This is a genomic window from Amycolatopsis sp. lyj-109, assembly GCF_046548995.1.
Classification (GTDB): domain Bacteria; phylum Actinomycetota; class Actinomycetes; order Mycobacteriales; family Pseudonocardiaceae; genus Amycolatopsis.
On the sequence record NZ_JAJPWR010000009.1, the window covers coordinates 197,279 to 212,531 of the forward strand.

General features: G+C 69.0%; 19 protein-coding genes and 1 pseudogene. 8 read left to right on the forward strand and 12 right to left on the reverse strand.

The features are described from left to right. Positions 1 to 61: 61 nt before the first annotated feature. From ACLJQF_RS21820 to ACLJQF_RS21840, 5 genes and pseudogenes are all read right to left on the reverse strand, one after another. Positions 62 to 748: an SDR family NAD(P)-dependent oxidoreductase gene (locus ACLJQF_RS21820; protein WP_410611152.1), complete on the reverse strand. Its 687-nt coding sequence runs from the start codon at positions 746 to 748 to the stop codon at positions 62 to 64. A gap of 42 nt (positions 749 to 790) precedes the next feature. Then, the gene (locus ACLJQF_RS21825; RefSeq protein ID WP_410611153.1) at positions 791 to 1,231 is read right to left on the reverse strand and encodes a nuclear transport factor 2 family protein; all 441 of its coding nucleotides are present in this window, start codon (positions 1,229 to 1,231) and stop codon (positions 791 to 793) included. After that, positions 1,221 to 2,123 carry a hypothetical protein gene (locus tag ACLJQF_RS21830; protein WP_410611155.1) on the reverse strand — a complete coding sequence of 301 codons (903 nt, stop codon included), beginning with the start codon at positions 2,121 to 2,123 and terminating at the stop codon, positions 1,221 to 1,223. The genes ACLJQF_RS21825 and ACLJQF_RS21830 overlap by 11 nt, the downstream gene beginning before the upstream one ends. A 24-nt stretch (positions 2,124 to 2,147) precedes the next feature. Further along, positions 2,148 to 2,693, reverse strand: coding sequence for a zinc-binding dehydrogenase (locus ACLJQF_RS21835; RefSeq protein ID WP_410611156.1), 546 nt, complete (start codon positions 2,691 to 2,693; stop codon positions 2,148 to 2,150). A 103-nt stretch (positions 2,694 to 2,796) separates the two neighbouring features. Continuing rightward, positions 2,797 to 3,123, reverse strand: a pseudogene (locus ACLJQF_RS21840) (alcohol dehydrogenase catalytic domain-containing protein); the annotation flags it as partial. Between the two features lie 50 nt (positions 3,124 to 3,173). Between ACLJQF_RS21840 and ACLJQF_RS21845 the strand changes: the two are divergent. After that, a complete protein-coding gene (locus ACLJQF_RS21845; protein WP_410611157.1) occupies positions 3,174 to 3,836 on the forward strand; it encodes a TetR/AcrR family transcriptional regulator in 663 nt (220 codons plus the stop codon). Between the two features lie 108 nt (positions 3,837 to 3,944). On the opposite strand, the gene ACLJQF_RS21850 is transcribed toward ACLJQF_RS21845, so the two are convergent. The 3 genes from ACLJQF_RS21850 to ACLJQF_RS21860 form a co-directional block, all read right to left on the reverse strand. Then, entirely contained in the window at positions 3,945 to 4,799 is an 855-nt protein-coding gene (locus ACLJQF_RS21850; RefSeq protein ID WP_410611158.1) for an LLM class flavin-dependent oxidoreductase, read from the reverse strand. A 466-nt stretch (positions 4,800 to 5,265) separates the two neighbouring features. Beyond that, a complete protein-coding gene (locus tag ACLJQF_RS21855; protein WP_410611160.1) occupies positions 5,266 to 5,904 on the reverse strand; it encodes a TetR family transcriptional regulator in 639 nt (212 codons plus the stop codon). Positions 5,905 to 6,260: 356 nt separating this feature from the next. Continuing rightward, positions 6,261 to 6,665: a RidA family protein gene (locus tag ACLJQF_RS21860; RefSeq protein WP_410611162.1), complete on the reverse strand. Its 405-nt coding sequence runs from the start codon at positions 6,663 to 6,665 to the stop codon at positions 6,261 to 6,263. Positions 6,666 to 7,091: 426 nt separating this feature from the next. On the opposite strand from ACLJQF_RS21860, the gene ACLJQF_RS21865 reads away from it, so the two are divergent. From ACLJQF_RS21865 to ACLJQF_RS21880, 4 genes are all read left to right on the forward strand, one after another. After that, positions 7,092 to 7,742 (forward strand): TetR/AcrR family transcriptional regulator, encoded by a 651-nt coding sequence (locus tag ACLJQF_RS21865; protein WP_410611163.1) that lies wholly within the window; start codon positions 7,092 to 7,094, stop codon positions 7,740 to 7,742. Between the two features lie 17 nt (positions 7,743 to 7,759). Further along, positions 7,760 to 8,293 (forward strand): pyridoxamine 5'-phosphate oxidase family protein, encoded by a 534-nt coding sequence (locus ACLJQF_RS21870; RefSeq protein WP_410611165.1) that lies wholly within the window; start codon positions 7,760 to 7,762, stop codon positions 8,291 to 8,293. Then, entirely contained in the window at positions 8,290 to 8,784 is a 495-nt protein-coding gene (locus ACLJQF_RS21875) for a nitroreductase family deazaflavin-dependent oxidoreductase (RefSeq protein ID WP_410611166.1), read from the forward strand. The genes ACLJQF_RS21870 and ACLJQF_RS21875 overlap by 4 nt, the downstream gene beginning before the upstream one ends. A 368-nt stretch (positions 8,785 to 9,152) precedes the next feature. Next, positions 9,153 to 9,551 (forward strand): TetR/AcrR family transcriptional regulator C-terminal ligand-binding domain-containing protein, encoded by a 399-nt coding sequence (locus ACLJQF_RS21880; RefSeq protein WP_410611167.1) that lies wholly within the window; start codon positions 9,153 to 9,155, stop codon positions 9,549 to 9,551. Here ACLJQF_RS21880 and ACLJQF_RS21885 read toward each other — a convergent pair. Genes ACLJQF_RS21885 through ACLJQF_RS21895 form a run of 3 tightly spaced genes read right to left on the reverse strand, consistent with a single transcriptional unit; the run spans position 9,536 to position 11,442 of the window. Next, positions 9,536 to 10,303, reverse strand: a complete 768-nt coding sequence (locus tag ACLJQF_RS21885; RefSeq protein WP_410611169.1) for an SDR family NAD(P)-dependent oxidoreductase — start codon at positions 10,301 to 10,303, stop codon at positions 9,536 to 9,538. The two genes, ACLJQF_RS21880 and ACLJQF_RS21885, sit on opposite strands and share 16 nt — an antisense overlap. Before the next feature lie 15 nt (positions 10,304 to 10,318). Next, a complete protein-coding gene (locus tag ACLJQF_RS21890) occupies positions 10,319 to 10,786 on the reverse strand; it encodes a cyclophilin-like fold protein (protein ID WP_410611170.1) in 468 nt (155 codons plus the stop codon). Continuing rightward, on the reverse strand, positions 10,783 to 11,442 hold the full coding sequence (locus ACLJQF_RS21895; protein ID WP_410611171.1) for an SDR family oxidoreductase: 660 nt from the start codon (positions 11,440 to 11,442) through the stop codon (positions 10,783 to 10,785). The genes ACLJQF_RS21890 and ACLJQF_RS21895 overlap by 4 nt, the downstream gene beginning before the upstream one ends. 128 nt (positions 11,443 to 11,570) lie before the next feature. Between ACLJQF_RS21895 and ACLJQF_RS21900 the strand changes: the two genes are divergently transcribed. Beyond that, entirely contained in the window at positions 11,571 to 12,539 is a 969-nt protein-coding gene (locus ACLJQF_RS21900; protein WP_410611173.1) for a helix-turn-helix transcriptional regulator, read from the forward strand. On the opposite strand, the gene ACLJQF_RS21905 is transcribed toward ACLJQF_RS21900, so the two are convergent. After that, entirely contained in the window at positions 12,452 to 13,321 is an 870-nt protein-coding gene (locus ACLJQF_RS21905) for a helix-turn-helix domain-containing protein (RefSeq protein ID WP_410611175.1), read from the reverse strand. The genes ACLJQF_RS21900 and ACLJQF_RS21905 overlap by 88 nt on opposite strands. A gap of 143 nt (positions 13,322 to 13,464) precedes the next feature. Here ACLJQF_RS21905 and ACLJQF_RS21910 point away from each other — a divergent pair, with 143 nt between their 5' ends. Then, positions 13,465 to 14,481 carry a zinc-dependent alcohol dehydrogenase family protein gene (locus ACLJQF_RS21910; RefSeq protein WP_410611177.1) on the forward strand — a complete coding sequence of 339 codons (1,017 nt, stop codon included), beginning with the start codon at positions 13,465 to 13,467 and terminating at the stop codon, positions 14,479 to 14,481. A 145-nt stretch (positions 14,482 to 14,626) separates the two neighbouring features. Continuing rightward, on the forward strand, positions 14,627 to 15,250 hold the full coding sequence (locus ACLJQF_RS21915; RefSeq protein ID WP_410611178.1) for a (2Fe-2S)-binding protein: 624 nt from the start codon (positions 14,627 to 14,629) through the stop codon (positions 15,248 to 15,250). Positions 15,251 to 15,253 lie beyond the last annotated feature (3 nt).

Sequence of the window (15,253 nt, forward strand, 5' to 3'; positions counted from 1 at the left end):
GCATGCTTCAGCGCGCCGCGGCATCGTGAAGCCGCGGCGCGCCGAGGATCGACGAGGAGAGTCAGACGCGGAAAACGCGTTCGGCCTTGTCACGGTCGGTGGTGTGCAGTTCCCAGTAGACCGGCGAGATCTGTTCTGCCGGGGCAGTCGGGAATCCGGCGACGACGGCGTCGGCGTTGCTGCCGATCGCCACGTCGATGCCGACGTGGGCGGCCTGGACGCCGGTGCCGTCGAGTTCCTTGTGGAGGTTGATCACCCAGTTGCGCAGGGCCGCGGCCGCGGCGTTGACGTTGCCGACCTGCGGGACGGGGTCGATCGACCCGGCGCCGGTGGTGTAGAGCAACGTCCCTGCGCCGGCCTCCCGCATCGCGGGCAGCACGGCCCGGGTCGCGGCGATCGCCCCGTAGAGCTGGAACTCGATTTCGTGCTGCACGTGGAACGGTTCGATCTCGGTCGGGACGGTCAACGTGGTCGAGCCGGCCCCGCCGACCGGGGAGTACTCCAGGACATCGATGCCGCCGAAGTGCGTGGCGGCGTCCTTGAGCGCCTGGGTGAGCGCGTCACGGTCGAGCACGTCGGCGGGGAACGCCTCGGCGGTGATGCCCTCGGCCTTCAGCAGGCCTGCCAGCTCGTCGAGCTTGGCGCGGTTGCGGGAAATCAGCGCGACGTCGAAGCCGCGGGAGCCGAAGGTGCGGGCGACGGCCAGGCCCAAACCGGGGCCGGCTCCGACAATGGCGATGCTGGACACAGCAGTCCTTCCGATCGATTAATTCAATAGGGAAACGAAAAATCAGGCGACGGCCGCGGGGGGAACGAGAAGTTCCTCGGCCGTGCGGTGGGCGATCTTCCAGTTGCCGTCGTGCCGGGCATAGCGGTCGGTCAGCTGATGTATGTGGCCTGCGTTCGCTGCCGGGTAGCGGGCCGGGCCCGCACCAGCGGGAGCCGGGCCGGCGAACGCGGTGAGGCAGGAAACGCCGTGGGCGTCGTTGTCTCCGATGGTGTGGAAGTGCAGGTTGGTGACGAGGTGACGGACGGTCAGCTCGGGCCCGGGACGGGCGTCGAGTACCGCCTTGATGGCAGCGTGGCCGTGCAGTACCCGGCCGTGGACCTCGTAGACCGCGTCCGGGGTGAACATCGCCAGGACCTCGTCGTACTCCCGGCGGTCGTAGTGGTGGATGAACGCGGTGTTCAACCGGGCCAGGCGCCAGGCGACTGCGTCTTCAGGCGTCACGTCGCCCCCGCACACGAAAAAGGGCGGTTTCGGGACTCGTGCGGGTCCTGAGGACGAAGTCGAAGACCGCGGTGTTGAACGGGCCGTCGAAGCCGTGGGCGGCGATCTCTTCCGGGTCTTCGTGGTGCACCGTGTCGGCCTGCAGGGACGGCGCGGCGATCTTGGGACCGACGAAGTCCACGGGGATGACCGGGTCGCCGGCGAAGTAGACCTCGCCCCGGTAGGGCTTGAGCAGGTCGGGGTGGTGGATCTCGTAGTGGATGTGGGCCGGCCGGTAGAGGCTGCGGCCCAGCGCCGCGGCCGCCTTCGCCACGGTCTCGACGGCTTGGCTTGGCATGTTCGAATAGGGCACCGGGGTGATGGTGGTGAAGGCGTAGCGGCCTTCGGCGTCGGTGATCTGCCGGCAGCGCAGGTTGTCCTTGGGCTGGCCGTCGTCCCAGATGCCGGAGTAGACGCCGTCGTTGGAGGCGTGGTAGATCACCAGTTCCGCGCCGGCCAGCGGGTTGCCGTGGCCGTCGAGGACGCGGCCGGAAGCGATCAGCGGGACGCCCGGCTCGTCGGGGCGCATCGGCAGCCGCCCGGGATTGTCGATCAACGGCGAGCCGGGTACGTAGGTGGGGCTGTCCACGTCCTCGGAGATCGTGTAACCGAAGCCGCCACCCTGGAAAACTTCGCTGAACAGCGGCATGGCACACAGCGACAGCGGCACGCCGGTGGCGTCGTGCAGATCCGTCAGCAGCGTGGTGACTGTGTGCAGGTCCTCGAAGGTCAGGCCGTGCTCGTCACGCATCCGCGCGAGGGCGTCCTTGAACGCCTCGACCAGCCGCACTGCGCGCGGGTTGACCAGGGCCGGGTCGACGGTGTCCCACGGAGCAGGGGTTGTCGAAGTCATGACGGGATTCCTTCCAGTAGGGATTCAGGAACAGGTGATGGCGACCTTGCCGAGCGTGCCCGCGCCGAACGCGGCGAACGCCTCGTCGACCCGGTCCAGGGGGTAGGCGGCGGTGACCGGGACCCGCAACGTGCCGGAAGCGGCATCGGCGGCCAGCCGGGCCAGGGTCTGCGGGTTCGGATCGGCCATCACCGAGAAGGCGGTGACGCCTTCGGGGGTGACGCCGAGGGTGGAGGCGAAGCGGCCGCCCGGGCGCAGCAGGCGCGCGAGCTGGTCGCCGTCGCCGGCCAGGTGCAGCACGGCGTCCAGGCCGTCCGGGGCGAACGCCTGCACCTGAGCGTCCAGGGAGCCGGTGAAGTCGACGATCTGGACCCCGGCGATGGTGGTGAGACCGGCGATGAAGTCGGCTTCCGCGCCCGGCCGGGCGGTGGCGATGACCCGGGCGCCGCTGGCGGCCGCGAGTTGCACCGCCAGGGCGCCGACACCGCCGGTGGCGCCGGAAATCAAGACTGTCTCGCCCTTGCCCAGCTCCACCGCGTTCAGGGCGTCCAGCGCGGCCGTGCCCGCCAAGCCCAGCGCGCCGGCCTCGCGGATGCTCAGCGAGAGCGGGATGGGGGGCCACGCCGTAGGCCGCGGGGACGGTGACGTATTCGGCCAGCGAACCCGCGCCGAGGTAGGGCTTCATCACCACGCCGAAGACCGCGTCGCCGACGGCGAAGGTGTCGACGCCCTCGCCGAGCGCCTCGACCGTCCCGGCGAAGTCCTTGCCCACCACCAGCGGGAACCGGTGCTCCATCATCCCCTGCAGGTAACCGGCGGCGGTGGCGGCGTCGAAGCCGTTGACCGAGGACGCGGCCACCCGCACCAGCAGTTCTCCCGCTTCCGGACGCGGCTTCTCCACCTCGCTCACGGCCGGGCCGGCGGGGACGGACTCCAGTGTCGCAGCACGCATGGTGATCACCTTCACGATAAGTGGAACGGCCTTCCCGGTTCCTGTCATCACCGTAGCAGATAACCGGGAAGGGTGGACCACTTAGTAGAGTGGGGCGCATGACAGCACCAGAAGCACCCGGTCAGCCCCCCGAGCCGGCCCTGCGCGCCGACGCCGAACGCAACCGTGAGCGCATCATGGAGGCGGCCCGCCGCCTCTACGCCAGCGAGGGCTTAGGGGTGTCGATGGCGTCGGTGGCCCGCGAGGCCGGCGTCGGCAAGGCCACCCTCTCGCGCCGGTTCACCACTCGTGACGAGCTCGTCAACGCCGTCTTCACCGACCGCATGGAGGCCTACGCCGCGGCCACCACAACAGCGCTCGCCGACCCCGACCCCTGGCACGGCTTCACCCACTACGTCGAGACCATTTGCGCAATGCAGGCCGCCGACCGCGGCTTCGCCGCCGTGCTCACCATCAGTTTCCCCGGCGCGGCGGCCCTCGAAGCCCGGCGGGCCGAGTCCTATCAGGGCTTCCTGGAACTCATCAGCCGCGCCAAGGCCACCGGCCACCTCCGGGCCGACTTCGCCTCGGAGGACCTCGTCGTCCTTCTGATGGCCAACGCCGGCGTCATCGCCGCCACCTGCGATGCCGCGCCCGGCGCTTGGCGCCGCCTCGTCGGGCAGATGCTGCGCGCCTTCGCCACGCCCGACGCCCCGCTCCCGCCGATAGCCGACGCGCCGGATTCCGCAGACCTCTACCGGGCCATGGTCCGCATGCCCTGACGCCACCGGAAAGGATGCGCTCGCGGCGGACGCGAAAACGAGGAACTGCGGCGGGCTTTCCGCATCCGCGGGCAATACACCCATGGCCGGTGAGCACTGCCCAGACCGCTACCGCACGGCTTCGGCCAGCAGCTCGACCTCGTCGGGGTCGTCGGTGGGCGCGTTGAAGAACAGCTCGTCGATGCCCAGGTCCTCGTACTGCTTGATGACGTCGCGCACGGCGCCGGTGCCGCCGGCCACGGCTCCCGCGGTGAGCCCGGCGACCTCCGGGCCCAGGCTGCTGTAGTAGTCGTAGACGTTGGCGCGCCCCTTCTCGACGTCACCCAACGCGAAGTAAGCAGTACCGACAAGGTACTGATGATCTTCCCGGCCGGCCTCCGTCCATGCCTGGCGGGCACCATCGAACCAGGAAGCGGCCATCGACACCGGCACCGTGCCGGCGATGTACCCCTTGCCCCACTTGGCCATCCGGTTCAGCGCGGCCGGCGCCGTACCGCCGAACAGCAGCGGAATCTCGACTCGCCCGCCGGGCACGCCCGCGTACTCGCTGCCCTCGACAGGCCTGCCCGCCCAGAAATCACGGAAGACCTCGAGGGCCTCGTCCATCCGCTTGCCCAGCCCGCGTGGCCCCGCACCTTCGACGACGAAGTCCTCCTGCCGGCCGCCGACGCCGAGTCCCAAGGTGAGCCGCCCGCTCGAGACGCCCTGAATGCCGGCGATCTCCTTGGCCAGCAGAACCGGCGGCCAGACCGGCGCCACGAGGACGTTGCTGATCAGGCCGATGGTGCTGGTCGCACCGGCGGCCGCGGCGAGCGTCACGGTGTCCATGACGCCCGGGAACGCGAGCCGGCCGCCCGCACTCAGCGAGAAAAATCCGGCTGCCTCCGCGCGTCGCGCCCACTCCGGCAGTACCTCGGGCCGGACATCGCGGACAAGGTTGGGAAGCCCGATACTGATCTTCATGCTGCTCCTTGGACAATTGGCTGTAGTTCTGAGGAATTCCGTGCGGAAATGCTTCCGAAACGTCGTTCGGCTATCACTACGCAGGAAAAGCGTGACTCGCCGAAACCGACGTCGCAGGGCGCTCGTCACGTATGTTGCGGAGTGTTCTTCGAAGGTGAACGCGACCTCGTTTCCCCATGACATCGAGTACACCACCGCTCACTGACAGGAACAATGACGGCTACGGTATTGCTCCCGTACCCCACCGGTATCGGTGTGCGCGGTCATGTGCGCCTATTGCTTCGGCTTTCTCGTCGTGATCGCGCACGAGTTCGGTGATGCGCAGAATCGCGCCTGATGGCTTGACCGCGTCCGCAGGGGACTGAGTATGAGGAAGTCCCAGTTCCGATTGCCGATGACTGATGGTTCGGTAGTGGTAATCGGACCTTATCGCGATGGGAGGCTGAGGCCGGTTGCGGATGGGCGGTCACCCAGGCGGCAGCCGCCTGCCGCTTCCCGCTGGTTCGAACACGCCGGGTAAGTCGTCGGTGAGGTAGTGGTGGAGGGTGGGTCCGATGGCGGCGATCAGCTTGTCGGGTGCTGCGGAGGCGGATGGTTCGAGCTTGAGGATGTAGCGGATCACCACCAGGCCCATGATTTCGGCGATGACCATGCCAGCGCGCATCGACGTCTGTTCCCGGCCGACCTCGAGACCGGCCATCACGCGGCGAATGAGGGGGATGGCAATGAACTCGCCCGGCTGCTGGGCGTTCCACTCGTTGTTCATGCCGGAACGCAGCTGGGCCAGCACGGCCGTTCCAGCCGGGGAGTCGCAGATGTCGAGGATGACCCGGACCAGGTGGGCGCCGACTTCGGCGCGGGGAGCGTTCAGGATCTCCTGCGTCATGACGTCCAGGTCGACGGGGACGTTCATGACCGCGAGGATGAGTTGTTCCTTGCTGCCGAAGTGGTGGTACACCAGCGCCGGGTCAACCGCCGCAGCCGCGGCGATGGCCCGGATGGTGGCCCGGTCGTAACCCTTGTGGGCGAACGCTTCCCCGGCGGCGGCGAGGATCGCATCGCGGGTGTCAGTAGTGCCGGGGCGGCGCCCTCTGCGTCGCGCCACGAGCGGTTCCTCCGGAATCAGATGATGTCTGGCCTCGCCAGCGGGAAGCGGTGCTCCACCGGTCGAAATGGCGCGTTGGTTAGGAGCAGGTGATGGCGACTTTGCCGAGCGCGCCCGCGCCGAACGCCGTGTGGACCTGGGTAGGGCCGGCCGTCACCGACAAGGCTGTAACACCCTCGGCGCAGCATGCCCGCGAGCTGGACGCTGTCACCGGCCAGGTGCCGTGAAAAGCACGTTCAGGCGGTGTGACCTAAGCGCGCTTTTCACGGCATTTCGACCAAAGCGCCACCCGCGAAGTGGCTCTGTAGTAATTAGGCCTCTTGGGACTGAGCCCCTTGGGTGGCAGAAGAGACGGCCTATTCCGGCAGGTGCGCGATCGCCGCGATGTCGACCAGGGCCCCCTCCATCACCAGCTTCGGCGCCAGGATGATCGCGCTCGCCGGCGGGTTCTCCCTGTTGACGAAGCGATCGCGGATCTCACCGAAGGCGTACATGTGGGAGGTGAAGTCCTCCACCGAGAGCACCGTCAGCTTGACCACCTGGCTGAAGTCTGCGCCCACCGCATCGAGTGCCGTTTCGATGTTCTTGAACGCCTGCTCGATCTGTGCGGGCAGGTCGCCGGGCCCGACGAGGTTCCCCTCGGCGTCGCGAGCCATCTGGCCGGTGATGAAGACGAGTCGTCCACCTGTCACCTCCACGACGTTGGAGTAGCCGTACGGCGTCTGGTTGAGGAAGCGGGTAGACGTGGATTGCGTTGTCACGGGGGATGCACCCTTCGTAAGTGAAACGGTCGATCCGTTTCCTGTCGCACGCTAGCACAGAAGTGGGCAGGGTGTTCCACTTGGAGGGACTGTGGGCATGGACACGCGTAGGGGTCCGGTCGCCGCGGGACGCGAACGCACCTGGAGCCGATCCTCACGGGGGCGCCGGCTGTATGCGACCGAGGGCTTGGCATCTCAATGGCCTCGGCAGTCCAGGACTGCTGCCTCATGGCGAGATCCGGCAAACCGCGCTTCACGCTCCGCGGGGCAAGCAACTGCTGAGGCGCGCGCTGCCAGGGCGCCCAGCGTTGACGCAGCGTGAATTCTTCAGTGGGCTCCTGCCTGTTCGAGTCCAGTGGCGACTCGCGCTGAGATTTACGAGAGTAAATTCTATCGACTGATACAAACACCCGATAGAATCTCACCATGTCCTCCCGAGTGACCCGTGCGGCAGTCCGGGGAAGTCCCACGCTCGACACCGAGCAGCGGCTCATTGCCGCCGCGGAGCGCCTGTTCGCCGAGCAGGGCGTCGGGGCGGTGTCGCTGCGCACCGTGATGCAGGCGGCCGGAACGAACGTGGCGTCGGTTCACTACCACTTCGGGTCGAAAGAGCGTCTGCTCGAGGCCGTGCTGTGCAGTCGCCTTGACCAGGTGGCCGTCGAGCGCGACGCGGTGTTGCTGAAGCTTCCCGAAGGGGAGGTCGTCGCGCACGAATTGGCCCGTGCGTTCGTGCAGCCGGTGGTCGCCGTGCTCGCCTCCGGTGGCGGGCATTGGATCCGCTTGGTCGGGCACCTGCTGGCCACCGGCGACGAGGGCCTGGACACGATCTCCGCATCGTTCTTCCAGCGCAACGCCGCCTTCGTCGAGTTGCTGAGGCGCCTGTGCCCGGGCGTCGCGACCAGGACACTCAACTTCCGCTTGACCCAGGCGATGAACCTGACTCTGAACGTTCTGGGCGATGTCGAACGCGCCCGGCGTCTATTGGGCGAGGACTCGGTCACTTGGAGCGATGACGAGGTTGTCGCCGACCTCGTCGAGGTCGTGACCTCCGTTCTCGCCGGCCTGCCCAAGCGGTGACCAGCGGAGAGGAACCGATGGGGACGAACAGGCGAGCGCAGATCGAGATGACAGCCGAGGAGGTCTCGGCCTACGTGGCGACCCGGCGTACGGCGACGTTGGTCTCGCTCGGGCTGGAGGGGCATCCGCATGCGGTGGCGATGTGGTTCGCGGTCATCGACGGCGTGCTGTGGTTCGAGACGAAGGCCAAGGCGCAGAAAGCGGTCAACATCCGCCGTGACTCACGGGTGACCGTGCTGATAGAGGACGGCTTGACTTACGACGCGCTGCGCGGCGTGTCCATGGAGGGCCGGGCCGAGATCGTCGACGACCCGGCGGCGCTGTGGGCCGTGGGGGTCAATGTCTGGGAGCGCTATCACGGCCCTTACCGCGAAGAGGTCAAGCCGCTGGTGGAGTTCATGCTCCACAAGCGTGTCGCTGTCCGCGTCGACGTCGAGCGCGTTCGTTCGTGGGATCACCGCAAACTCGGCATGGCTCCGATGCCGCTGGGCGGGTCGACAGCTGCCCACTATCCGCAGTCCGCAGCCCACTCATCCGAGGAACTCTCATGACACGGTTCTCGTTGCCTGACGAAGCCCCCAACGGGCTTGGCTCGCCGGTCACCGCCAAGGTCATCAAGTACGCGGCCAAGGCGCAGGTGGCGATCTTCCGGCTGACCAACGGTCGGATCGGCAGCACGTGGCGGGTCGGGGCCGCGTTTCGCAAGCCGGTCCCGACGTTGCTGCTGGAACACCGTGGCCGCAAGTCCGGCCGGCTGTTCACCACTCCGCTGCTTTACCTGCGCTCCGGCGAGGATCTGGTCATTGTTGCCTCCCAGGGCGGCCTGCCGAAGCACCCGCAGTGGTACTTCAACCTGGTCGCGCATCCCGATACGCGGGTCCATCTCAAGGGGCGCCGGTGCGTTCCCGTTCGCGCGCGGGTCGCCTCGGTGGAGGAACGCGACGACCTCTGGCCGCGTCTGGTCGACCTGTATGCCGACTTCGCGAAATACCAGGCCTGGACGGAGCGCGAGATCCCGATCGTCGTGCTCACCCCGCGCTGACCAGGAGCGTCGATACCGGCCGGGTGCCACCGTGATGCCGGAACGGTCATTGGCTCCCGCCGAAACCGCGCTTCATCTCTTCGCCGCCCAGTGCGATCGGTAAAGACTGGGGGCTGTCGGGGAACGAGCTGCTCGCCGAGTTCGCGACCGACCCGCTGGCCGGGACGCCGTACCGCGCCCGCCGCGCTGCGACCGATGCCCGCGGACGAGACCAGGTCGTCCATCTGATCCCCCCTTGTCGATGTGGAGGGGAGAGCAGCTCGCCCTCGGGCGCGAGATCAGGTGGCGGCTGCGGTCGAGGTCGGCAAGTCCACGATCCACTTGCGGGGAAGACCGGAGCGGACCTGGTCACCGCCGCGCTCGTCGGGATGCGCATGGTCGACGTCCCGCCGTCCTCGGGCGACACCTGTGCCGACCTGGTGGCCATCCTGAAGGACTTCGCCGGCAACTTCGAGCGCGTCAACCGCATGGTCTTGATCGGCACCTGCCTGGCCGAGGAGACCCCCCACTCCCGAACTGGTCGCCCTGCTGCGCGAGCGGACCATCCTGCCCCGTGGGGGCTGGTGCGCCAGGTACTCGAAGGGGCCCGGGACACCGGGGAGATTCGCGCCGACGCTGACCTGGAAGCCGCCGTGTCCGCGCTGCTCGGCTCGTTCTTTGCCGACTACCTGGCCCGGAGTGGGCAGAGCAGGCCATGGATCTCACCTTGGCGGCACTCCGCGCATGCAGCCCGGCGACCAGGTGAAGGCGCCTATCGGGCGACGTAGCCGCCGTCGACGGGTAAGGCGACACCGACGACGAAGCCGGCTCCGGGGCTGCACAGCCACAGCACGGCCTGGGCGATCTCCTCGGCCGTTCCGAGCCGGTTGATGGGTTGGTTGGCCTCGGCTTCGGCGCGGTCGAGCTCGCCTTTGTCGATCATGTCGGTGACCATCGGGGTGTCGATGGTGCCGGGGCAGACGGCGTTGATGCGGATGCCGCGCGGGGCGTACTCGAGCGCGGCGCTGGTGGTCAGGCCGATCACCCCGTGCTTGGAAGCGTGGTAGGACGCCCGGCCCGGGATGCCGACGAGGCCGCCCAGGGAGGAGCAGTTGACGATGGCGCCGCTGCCGTGGGCGCGCATGTGGCGCAGTTCGTGCTTCATGCAGGCCCAGATGCCGCGCAGGTTGATCGCGGTGACGCGGTCGAACCGTTCGGCGGGTTCGTCGGCGGCGTCGCTGGGCGGGATCTGGATGCCCGCGTTGTTGTAGGCCAAGTCGAGGCGGCCGAAGGTCTCGACGGTGCGGTCGACAGCGGCGGCGACCTGCTCTTCGTCGGTGACGTCGCAGGTCAGTGCCAAGACGTGGTGGCCCGCGGCGGTGAGGTCCTTCGCCGCCGCGTCGAGCGCCGCTTCGTCGACGTCGGTGAGAGCGACGGCCGCGCCGGACTCGGCGAAGGCGCGGGCGGTGGCCAGGCCCATCCCGGAGCCGGCTCCGGTGACGAAGGCGACCTGGTCGGTGAAGTCGTAGGTGGGGTTCATCTCGTGGCTTCCAGTTCAGAGGGCGGGTTCGATGGTGACCCGGTCGGCAGTGGCGAGTACGTCGGCGCCGCCGTCGGCCAGGTGTCCGAGGACGACCACGCCGTTCGCGCGGGGAGCGTCGCGGTAGTAGATGGCCAGGTTGCCCCACGGGGCGTCGAAGGCGAGGTCACCGGCCTTGGGGTCGGCGCTTTCCGGGGCGCCGGCGGTGGACAGCCGCCGGGGCAGATCGGCGATCCGCTCCGTCTGGTGGAAGTCGCTCAGGTCCAGCGTGAGCGGGAGCAGGGTCGTGAAATCGCGGGCGGCGGCGCTGTCGTTCAGGGTCGCTGTCACGACGCGGCCCTCGACGGCGAGGCGGATGTTCACGGCGGCAGGCCTCCCGGTCGTGGCGGATGCGGGTGGTGGGGGAGCGGGTGAGGGCGGCCCGGCGGTGCAGGCGGTCACGGCCAGCAACGCCGCGGCCGGGATCGCGCGGGCGAGGATCACCGGTCCTCCGCCATGGGTTCGGCGTAGTGACGGAAGCCGTCGCGTCGGGTGTGGATGTCGAACAGGCGCTCGGCCAGGACGTCCGGGCTGCTGTGCTCCGCGTCGGGCCGGATGGCGCCGGGGACGATCAGCTGGGCGATGTGGATGTTCTCCGGAGCGAGCGCGTCGTGCGGTATGCGGGCGTAGGCGCTCTCCGCGGCGAAGGCGATCGACGTACCGGCGCGTTCGGGGTGCGGGCGCACGGCGCTGCCGCCGTTGACGAACAGGACAGTCCCGCGGCCGAGGGCGCGCATGCCGGGCAGCACGGCGTTCACGGCGGTGACCGGACCTTTCACGGAGAAGTTCAGGGGCGCGTCGAGGTCGTCGGCGCTCGTGTCGAGGACCGGCTTCATGAAGTCGGCGCGGGGCACCGGGCTGAACTGCAGGATTTCGACGGGTCCGGCCGCCTGGAGCGCGGTGGTGAGTGACGCGCGATCGAGCACGTCGGCGGGGAAGGCACGAGCCTGGATTCCCTCCCGCGACAGCTCGGCCGTCAGCTCCTGGAGGCGCGAAGCGCTGCGGGCGATCAGGGCGACGTCGTGACCGGCGGCCCCGAAGCGCCGCGCGGTGGCGAGCCCCAAGCCGGGGCCGGCGCCGACGAGTGCGAAGGTCGACATGGTGACTCCTTGGTCGAGATTGCTTCCGGTTCTCAGGGAACCAGCGGCGATCGCGGCCGGGAAGGTTCTCCCGAAAGGTGTACTGGCAGAGCACCCTTCGCCGGTGCTGCCCGACCTAGGCTGGTGGAGTGGACAATCGTCAGGAAGTCCGCGAGTTTCTCGTCTCGCGGAGAGCCAAGATCACCCCCGAGCAGGCCGGGCTCCCCGCCGGAACCAAGCGCCGGGTCCCGGGACTGCGCCGCAGCGAAGTCGCCACGCTGGCCGACGTGAGCGTCGAGTACTACGCCAAGCTCGAACGCGGAAACCTCGCCGGCGTCTCCGCTTCCGTGCTGGACGCCGTTGCCCGCGCACTGCAGCTCGACGACGCGGAACGGGCTCATCTGCTCGCCCTCGCCCGCACCGCGGACGGCACGAGCGCGATCCTGCGGCGGCGGGCGAAGAGCACGCAGTGGACCTCGCGCCGCAGCCTGCAGTGGGTCCTCGACGCGGTCACCGAAGGGCCCGCGTTCGTCCGCAATGGACGGATGGACCTGCTCGCCGCGAACCGCCTCGCCCGAGCCTTCTACTCCGAGGTCTACGTGAGCCCGCAGCAGCCGCCGAACCTCGCCCGGTTCCAGTTCCTCGACCCGGCCGCACACCGGTTCTATCCGGACTGGGGTTTGTTCGCCGATGTCTGCGTCGAGATCCTGCACACCGAGGCCGGGCGCAACCCGCACGACATGGAACTCCACGACCTGGTCGGCGAGCTGTCCACGCGCAGTGACGAGTTCCGCACCCGGTGGGGCGCGCACAACGTCCGCCACCACGGCACCGGCTCGAAGACCTTCCACCACCCCGTCGCCGGGACGCTCACCCTCGCCTACGAAGGCCTCGAACTGGCCGCGGAACCCGGCCTCACGCTCACCATCTACACCGCGGAGCCCGGCTCGCCGTCGGACGAGGCCCTGCGGCTCCTGGCTTCGTGGGCCGCCGGCCAGGAATATTCCACTGTGGACAGCGGACGGCCGGCTCACCCCTCGGCCGTGCGCGGGGACGCGGCCCAGGACGCCAGCAGCTCCAGCCGTTCCGCGGAAGGTGAACCGGGTTCGGCGGTGTAGACCACGAGGGCGAGTCCTGGTGCGGCAGCCATCGCCATCGACTCCCACGTGAGGGTGAGTTCGCCCACGACCGGGTGATGGAAGCGTTTCACGCCCGTGCCGTGCCGGCGGACGTTGTGCGCGCCCCAGCGGCCGCGGAACTCGTCGCTGCGGGTGCTCAGCTCCCCGACCAGGTCGTGCAGGCCCTTGTCGTGCGGGTTGCGGCTGGCCTCGGTGCGCAGGACGTCCACGGTGATGTCCGCGGCCAGGTCCCAATCGACGTAGAAGCGGCGGGCCGCGGGGGTGAGGAACTGGTGACGCGCCATGTTCGGCGGCCGCGAGCCACTGTGGTACATGTCGCTGTAGACAGCACGGGCGAGCTGGTTTTCGGCCAGCAGGTCCAGCCGGCCGTTGGTGACGAACGCGGGCCCGGCGGTGATCGCGTCCAGTGTCCACTGCAGACTCCGGTGCGGCGTCCACTGCTTACCGGAGCGCTGCCGGGGCCGGGTGAGCACGTCGGCTCCCTCGGCGGTCTGGGCCAAGTGGAGCAGGTGGGCGCGTTCGGCGTCATCGAGCTGCAGCGCGTGGGCGACGGCTTCGAGCACCGTGGGCGAGGCGCCGGCCAGGTTCCCGCGTTCCAGCTTGGCGTAGTACTCGACGCTCACGTCGGCCAGCGCGGCCACTTCACTGCGACGCAACCCCGGCACGCGACGCCGGGGGCCGCCCGGCAGCCCGGTCTGTTCGGGGGTGATCTTGGCCCGCCGCGAGACGAGGAACTCGCGGACTTCGTCACGATTGTCCACAGCCCGACCGTACGCGCGGCCACCCCACGTTGGGATGTACTGCCGGTACACCCCTCTCCAGTGACTCGCTCCCTGCGCGCAAAGGCGGTTACCTGGAAGCACAGGGGCCCTCCGGCCCACCACCCTCACGTGAGGAGCGATCCATGCGCGGAGCCGTCATCCACGCGCCCGGCGACGTCCGGTTCGAGCAGCTCGACGACCCGAAGATCGAGCGGCCGACCGACGCGATCATCCGCACCGTCGTCACCTGCGTGTGCGGGTCTGACCTGTGGCCCTACCGCGGCATCGAGCCGGTCGGCAACCCGCACCCGATGGGACACGAGTACGTCGGCGTCGTCGAAGAGGCCGGCAGTGAGGTGACCGCGGTCAAGCCCGGCCAGTTCGTGGTCGGCTCCTTCGCCACCTCGGACAACACGTGCGCGAACTGCCGCAACGGCTGGCAGTCCTCCTGCCTGCACCGCGAGTTCATGAGCACGTGCCAGGCCGACTACGTCCGCATCCCCAACGCCCAGGGCACCCTCGTCGCCACCGCCGATTACCCGGACGAGGAGTTCCTGCCGAGCCTGCTGGCCGTGTCCGACGTCATGGGCACCGGCTGGTACGCCGCCATCGCCGCCGAGGTGAAGGCCGGCTCCACCGCCGTCGTGGTCGGCGACGGCGCGGTCGGGCTGTGCGGCGTCATCGCGGCCAAGGAACTCGGCGCCGAGCGCGTCATCGCCATGAGCCGCCACGAATCCCGGCAGAAGCTCGCCACGCAGTTCGGCGCCACCGACATCGTCACCGAACGCGGCGACGACGGTGTCGCCGCCATCAAGGACCTCACCGGCGGCATCGGTGCCGACGCCGTCCTCGAGTGCGTCGGTACCGCCGAGTCCATGAAGCAGGCCCTGCACGCGACGCGGCCCGGCGGCAACGTCGGGTTCGTCGGCGTCCCGCACGATGTGCAGATCGGCGGAGAGGAGTTGTTCTTCTCCCACGTCGGCCTGCGCGGCGGCCCGGCTCCCGTGCGCCGCTTCCTGCCCGACCTGATCGACCGCGTCCTCGCCGGCCACATCAACCCCGGCCCGGTCTTCGACCTGACACTGCCCCTGGACCAGGTGGCCGAGGGCTACCGGGCCATGGACGAGCGCCGCGCCATCAAGGCTCTGCTCACCCCCTGACCGAGAAGAGGCAAGGACCGGCCCCGCTGTGTTCGCCGAGCAAACCGACCAGAATAGGCGGCATCCGCCCGCTTTACGAGGTACTGGCGGTACACCTCTTGCCAGAGACTCCCATACCGCGCAGACACCTGATGGGGTCGAACCCATGCCCCCCGAGAATCCCCTCTCGCCCGCAAGCACCGAGACGGACTCGCCGACGGCCCTTTCCCGGCGGACGTTCATCGCCGCCTCAGCCGTGAGCGGTGCCGCCGCCGTGGCAGGGCCGGCGCTGCTCGGCGCCGAGCCCGCCGCCGCGGCCGACGCGAACAGCAGCCAGGTTTCGCTGACCGTCAACGGAACCCGGCGCACCGTGACCGTGGACAACCGGACCTCGCTGCTGGACCTGCTGCGTGAGCAGTTCGGGCTGACCGGCACGAAGAAGGGGTGCGACGCCGGCGCGTGTGGTGCCTGCACGGTCCTGGTCGACGACCGCCGCGTCAATGGCTGCCTGACCCTGGCGGTGCGGCTGGACGGCGCGCGGGTCACTACCATCGAGGGGCTGTCCCCGGGCGGCGACAAGCCGTTGCACCCGCTGCAGCAGGCCTTCGTCGACCAGGACGCGTTCCAGTGCGGCTACTGCACACCGGGGCAGATCATGTCCGGCATCGGCTGCCTCAAGGAGGGCCACACCGGATCGCCGGAGGAGATCCGGGAGTGGATGAGCGGCAACATCTGCCGCTGCGGGTGCTACGTCAAGATCGTCAAAGCCATCCAACAGGCGAAGGGCTGACAC